7 protein-coding genes are annotated in these 6,501 nt (G+C 40.9%); 4 read left to right on the top strand and 3 right to left on the bottom strand.

What is annotated here, in order from left to right:
* From M595_RS26645 to M595_RS26655, 3 genes are all read right to left on the bottom strand, one after another.
* Positions 1-462: molecular chaperone DnaJ (locus M595_RS26645; protein WP_023069704.1), on the bottom strand; the 462-nt coding region annotated here is incomplete at its 3' end.
* A gap of 245 nt (positions 463-707) precedes the next feature.
* The gene (locus M595_RS26650; RefSeq protein WP_023069677.1) at positions 708-899 is read right to left on the bottom strand and encodes a hypothetical protein; all 192 of its coding nucleotides are present in this window, start codon (positions 897-899) and stop codon (positions 708-710) included.
* Complete coding sequence (locus tag M595_RS26655) at positions 886-1,368, bottom strand: PIN domain-containing protein (protein ID WP_023069705.1); 483 nt, start codon at positions 1,366-1,368, stop codon at positions 886-888. The genes M595_RS26650 and M595_RS26655 overlap by 14 nt, the downstream gene beginning before the upstream one ends.
* Positions 1,369-1,683: 315 nt before the next feature.
* On the opposite strand from M595_RS26655, the gene M595_RS26660 reads away from it, so the two are divergent.
* The 4 genes from M595_RS26660 to M595_RS26675 all read left to right on the top strand — a co-directional run.
* Entirely contained in the window at positions 1,684-2,925 is a 1,242-nt protein-coding gene (locus M595_RS26660) for an FkbM family methyltransferase (RefSeq protein WP_023069706.1), read from the top strand.
* Between the two features lie 191 nt (positions 2,926-3,116).
* Positions 3,117-5,177: a sulfotransferase gene (locus tag M595_RS26665; RefSeq protein WP_023069709.1), complete on the top strand. Its 2,061-nt coding sequence runs from the start codon at positions 3,117-3,119 to the stop codon at positions 5,175-5,177.
* 21 nt (positions 5,178-5,198) lie between these two features.
* On the top strand, positions 5,199-5,735 hold the full coding sequence (locus tag M595_RS26670) for a hypothetical protein (RefSeq protein WP_023069708.1): 537 nt from the start codon (positions 5,199-5,201) through the stop codon (positions 5,733-5,735).
* Positions 5,736-5,782: 47 nt separating this feature from the next.
* Positions 5,783-6,501: hypothetical protein (locus M595_RS26675; RefSeq protein WP_023069707.1), on the top strand; the 719-nt coding region annotated here is incomplete at its 3' end.

Raw genomic sequence — 6,501 nt, forward strand, 5'->3', positions numbered from 1 at the left:
CTCGTCTTGTTCCTTGCGTCTTTTAACCCAGGCTTGATAGCTGCTGTAGGTTTTCCTGAACCACTCGTCTCTCTGTCTTTCTCGGTAGTAATAAGATTTTGAGTATTTTGGGTCTTCTGGGTAGTCATCGTACTCAAAAAATCCAGCCCCAAGTCTAGCTCTAATTGTCTCATAATTTTCGTAACAATTTTTTAGCTTAATAAACTTGTCATGGCTCCCCGACTGCTTATCAGGATGCAGTTTAATCGCCATTTTTTTGTATAACTGTCTGGCTTCCACTTGATTATCCGCCGCCAAGACCCAAGTGCCAACTTCCAAACCCGCAAAAATCGTCCCTTTTTTCCGGTGGAAAACACATCGGCCTTTACTCATTCGTAAAAACAGCACATTCTCCCAAACTTCAATAACAGCCAAATTCGGGTAGTTATTTTTAAGTAAAGCTAATGCAGAGGAATAGTTCATATTCAGCAGATTGAGCTAAACAGATTGTACACAACCACAGAGCCAGTCGCAACAGACTTGAAGGTGAGGGGACTCAATCGCACCCCGGACAACAACGAACCATAGGCCACCCCAGTTGCACGCCGGAGATTCGGTTTACCGATGTAAAGTATTCGGTTATCCGTACTTGACAAATAATATTTTTATCTTATGCAATCGCTCGGGTCAATCGCCTCACGCACAGCGCCGACTACTTCAATCGCTGGCTATTTTTGACGATTTCTCCGAATATCTTGCCAAAACTCATCTCGCGTTACCCCTTTGAGTAGATCTTCTCGTTCTTTAGTGTAATCACCACTTCCCCATCCTACCTGTTGTAAAAAGCGAATTGTATCAATTTGACCCAGATTATTGACCAAAACTTGATAAGCTTTCTTTCTAAGCTCAATTGGTGTCATTGCTCATTTCTCCTTCTTGCTGAAAAATAGTCATTAACCAATTAACAGGATTACTTAATCTGACCAACAGCCTATCTTGATAGCTATTTGCTTTTTTAAGCAAGCGATCATCTGTCGTTAACAAGATATCCGCCTTCCCCCGTTCGGCACTAGCAATATGAAAAGAGTCATAAAGTCCAAATCCTAAATCTTCTAACTCCTGCGATCGCTTGTCAACATCCTCATCAAGGGTAACAAAAACTGAAGCCGTTTGTAGAATGTCCCTAATATTTTCCAACTTCTCAAGATTCGTCATTTTTTCAAGTTCTGCGGCGATCGCTTCACTCATAATAAGCTGCCAGCCTAGAGAGGGAATTCGACCGATAATATTGAGGACTGCTTCTCCCTCCAAGCGAATACGTTCTTGAGTCCAATCATCAAAAGGGCGGTTTAAGCAGCAAACATCAAGATAAATTTTACACTCGGACACGACTCAATACCCAAACTCACCCAAAAATCCGTAAATCCCCAACTTCTAATCCTAACCAACCTCGTAAAAGTTCCAAACGCTCTAAGATAGCCAAAGCAATCAAACGAAGAAGCTCATTTCTTCAGTCTGCTCAAAGTATTAGTCAATTCTATTTTAGTCCCTTCTCCTCGTACGAGAAAGGCAGGGGGAGAGGTCAGGTTAATCATTCCCTTCTCCTCGTAGGAGAGGGGTTGGGGGAGAGGTTAATATTAAAAAACTGACCCCAATACAACTAAAATAAAATACTAACTCAAGACTTCCACTCCAGTTAACCCCATGAAACTCGACCTCCACACCCTCACTCAGCAACACAACCTCACCCCACGCGGTATCATCCACATCGGTGCCTACGAAGGAAAAGACCTGAAACGCTACCCCACCCCCGACACCGCTAAAATACTGCTGATAGAAGCCAACCCCAAAGCCGTTGAACACCTGCAAGCCAACTTCGCCGACAAACCCAATGTCATAGTTTCTCAGACTGCAATCGCTAATCATACCACCCCCGTTACCCTCAACCTCACCTCTATCGAGTCTAATAGTTCTATCCTCCCTTTGAGTGGATATCGCGAAATTTATCCCAACCTGAAAGTTACTCAACAAATTACCCTAGAGTCACGCAGTCTCGATACCCTTCTCCGTGAACTCAACCTGCGTCCAGTAGATTTTAACTTTCTTTATCTTGATATTCAGGGGGCTGAACTTTTAGCCCTGCAAGGTGCGACTCAACTGCTAAAATACATCGAAGCCATTTACACGACTGTTAGCTACGAAGACTTGTTTGAAGGAGGCGCCCTTATTGATGAAATGGATGCTTTCCTCGCCCAACATCACTTTGTTCGTGTCGCCGAAGCTAACCCCTACCATCCCGCTTGGGGTGAAGTTTTCTACCTGCGAGAACACCTCAGTTTAAATAACGACGAACCTCAGCTAAGTTCTAATAAAATGACTCCCCCAGTGGTTGAGGAAACGGTTACTAAAGCCGAACTTTTGCAAACTCAACAGGAATTAGAAGATTTACAGTCTCGCTACGAACAAATACAAAAAGAGTTAGAACAGTCTCAAATTCAACAGCAACAAACTCAAACGGAACTCTCCCAAACTCAACAGCAGTTACAAACTTCTCAAACCGAACTCTCCCAAACTCAACAGCAGTTACAAACTTCTCAAACGGAATTAACCCAAACTCAACAACAGTTACAAACTTCTCAAACTGAACTCTCCCAAACTCAACAACAGTTAGATCAATCTCGTTCAGAACTGCATGAAACCCGCGAAGAATTGGAACTCACACAATTTCAACTCGATGAAATACAAGTCGAGTTAGAACAGTCTGTCTCTCAACTCCATCAAACCAAAGAAGAACTCGCACACACCCAAGAGAAACTACAACAAACTCAAGCTGAACTTACTCAACTGCAACAAGAACAAAATACCCCCAAATCTTCACCAAATCATTCAACCGCTCATGTCAAAATGTTAGCTAAAATTATAGCCGAAACCCTCCCGGATAGTTAAGCTGCTTTCGCTATTATTGATTTCAAAAGGAGAAAACATCAAAGACCGTTTTAAGAATAGCGTTCCAGTGATATGATTATAATCGTGAAACCAGCATCTGAGCGATCGCCGTCTGATTAACTTGATGGTGCTTGGCGTTTAAATCTCCTCTCATTAACACCTAAAAGTCCATAAGTTTTAAGTTTAAAGTAATGAACTCATCAACCTTAGAAGCCCAAAAATCATCAGTTCTAATTCTGACGGGAATGCACCGTTCGGGAACCTCATTAGCCACTGCCTTACTTCAAAGTTCAGGGTTGCACATCGGTCGCAGGCAAATAAAGGGAAATCAATATAACGTTAAAGGATACTATGAAAATGTAGACTTTTTGGAGTTTCATAAAACGGTTTTGCAATCTCAAGAAATTGTCTCGGAAGGATGGACATTGCAAGAAAATATTGAGGTTGAAGAACAATATATTGAACAAGCTCAACAAATTATAGCTCAAAATGCTATCAGTTCAATGTGGGGATGGAAAGACCCTCGCACCACTTTATTTTTGAATTTTTGGGCGAAGTTATTCCCCGAAGCCAAGTTTTTGTTGGTTTATCGTTCACCTTGGGAAGTGATAGATTCTCTCTATCGACGAGGTGATGAAGCTTTTGATCAACAACCCGAACTCGCCGTTAAAGTTTGGCTGCACTACAACCAAAAAATTATTAACTTTTATAATCAGTATCCGAGCCGTTGTATCCTAGCAAATATTAGCCAAGTTATTAAAAATCCTAAACTCTATATTGAAACTATTAACCAGAAGTTTGGAACTCGTTTAGGAACTCCGGGTGAGGAGATTTACGAATCTTCTTTATTCCAAAGTTACAGTCAAGATAGCCATCGACCGACTGTAATTGATTATTATTTCCCTGATGCTATAGAAATGTATCAGGAACTAGAGGCGAGATCGTGGCAACCGGATGAAAATCTTGACCTTTCTTGGCGCGATCGCATCAAATCATCACCCTATAGAGCTTGGGTCTTTCAAGACTGGATGGAGTTGCGGAGGGTTGAATCTCTGTACAAATCATTGCAAGCGGATCATCAATTATTAACAGCAGAATCAGAGCAACTCAAATCTCAACTCAGTCAAACTCAAAAAGAACTAGAAGAATCTCAATCTAAATTACAGGAAACAGAAAGGGATTTAGAAAAATCTCAATCTCAACTGAGTGAAACAGAAAAGGTATTGAACCAGTCCCAGAGTCAACTGAGTCAAACTCAAATAGAACTAGAAAAATCTCAATCACAACTCGGTCAAACCCAAGAAGAATTAGAACAATCTCAATCTGAACTCGCAGAAACGCAAAGGGTATCGGCTCAATTTCAGACTCAATTCAGTCAAACTCAAAGTGAACTAACGCAGGCTCAATCTCAACTGCATCAAACTCAAGAAGAACTGGAACAATCACAATCTCAACTGTATGAAACGACAACAATTTTAGAACAGTCACACAGTCAACTGCATCAAACAGAGGAAGTATTAGAACAGTTGCTTGAAAACTACAAACGAACTGAAGCTAGAGCGGATAAAGTTCAAGAAAAACTCGAACATTCAGAGTCTAAACTGTATGAAACAACAACAGTTTTAGAACAATCTCAGAGTCAATTGCATCAAACAGAGAAAGTATTAGAACAGTCGCTCGACAACTACAAACAAACTCAAGAAGAATTAGAACAATCACAATTATTGCTCAATGAAACTCAGATGGTTTTGGATCAATCCCAGTCTCAACTGCATCAAACAGAGCAAGTTCTAGAGCAGTATTATTCTCGGTACAAAAAATCGCAGGGAGAACTGCAACGTAACCTGTCTCAACTCTATCGAACTCAAAAAGAGTTAGAACAAACTCAGGTTCAACTTAAACAAGCTCGTAATGAATTAGATCGATTGTTATTCTTAGAAGCGATCGCAGGTCAGCCGGATGAATCTTATCAACGATTGGTCTGGGAAGCGTGGTATGCTTACAGAAATAATGATTTAGCAGCGATGGCGAAGAACTTGCGAAAATCAATGAAGCAAAAGCCATTTTCTAAAACAGAAACCGTTCTCAATTGGTTAGAGAGTTTTGCCAAGTTTTCCTCAGAGCGGGGTGAAACTTTGAACACTCAAGCGTTAACCAACTCCCCCGAGTGGAAACAATTAATTCGTCAAGCGATTTCAAAGAAATCTGTTCTGGCTCGAAAACAGAGTGTTCAACAAGCTGTATCATTTTAAAATAGAATCAAAACATAAACAATGACTGAAAGTTTCAAGTACGAAGTTCTCGATGTGAGTCTGGTTAGTGGTTCCGAGTCGGAATCTTTGCTAGCCTTTTCAATTGATTATCCGAGCAAGGGAACTGAAGCCGACTCTACCGTGATGGATGTTGGGGGTTGGGTACTCGGAAAAACATCTCCTGCGATGGCGGTAGAATTGATCCGGGGTGACTCGGTATTCCGAAGCATACCCCTCAATTATCCTCGTCCTGATGTGGCAAAACGCTATTCAAAAGGGCCAAGTGCGATCAAGTGTGGTTTTCAGATGTCTATTGATATTAGTGGATTATCGACTGAGGAAGAACTGCTCTTTCAAGCGGTATTTCCAGATGAGAACCCTGTGCCGATGGCGACACTCAAATTATGGCACAATGGTAAAATTCCCAGAACAGAAGCTCATCGAGAGTTGGTTACATCTTTGGGGGAAGGACAACTACCTTCTAAATTAGAGCAAATTAAAATAGACTTAGAGCGATCGCGAACTTTTTTACAGAGAGTGCAGTCAGAGTTAGGATGATCGATTAAGATTGAGTTGAGTGTATATCCTCTGAGGATTAAGAGAAAATGAAAATTCAGAGGTGGATAGGGTTTCTCGTTCTCATCTTTAGTTTTGGTGGAACACAGGCTGTAGAAACCCTATCCTTAAGTCAGGATTGGTTAACACCCAAAACTCCTCCAAAAACACTTCTCTATTCTGACGTTCTGGAATCTTCAGTTGATTGGAGTTCTCGGGTTCAAGCTCAGAGAAATGTTGAGGTTGAGGTTGAAGAATCTAGTTCTTACCAACTTCTTGATGATCTTCCGAATGTATTTTTAAATCAAGAATTAATTGATGCAGCTAAAAAGCGCCTTGAATCTCCAGAAAAGTATCCCTTAACTCATCGGGCTTACCGAGATATTCAAGCAAAAGCTGAGGATTTTTATGAGAACGTTTCGTTATCAGATTTTCCCGTTTATACGGGTAAAAATAGGAGTGAATATCGTTCTAGGGTATACAATGGACTGGCTCAAACTTTATATCCAGCAATCGTTTGTGCATTTGAAGATAAACAGGAATATTGTCAAAAGGCGATTGATTTTATATTAGCTTGGGCTGAAAAAAAAGGAGGAACTCAGTTAACTGAAGCCAGTCGAAGTAATCTTTCATCAGCCGGATTAGATATCAGTCGGTATTTCGCTCGGTATGCTCAGGCGTTTCAACTGGTTTCTCCCTATATGTCTGAAGAAGAAAAAGAAACCGTCAAACAGTGGTTTTTAGAACTGGGATATGAAATCAAAAAAGG

The organism is Lyngbya aestuarii BL J (assembly GCF_000478195.2).
GTDB lineage: Bacteria > Cyanobacteriota > Cyanobacteriia > Cyanobacteriales > Microcoleaceae > Capilliphycus > Capilliphycus aestuarii.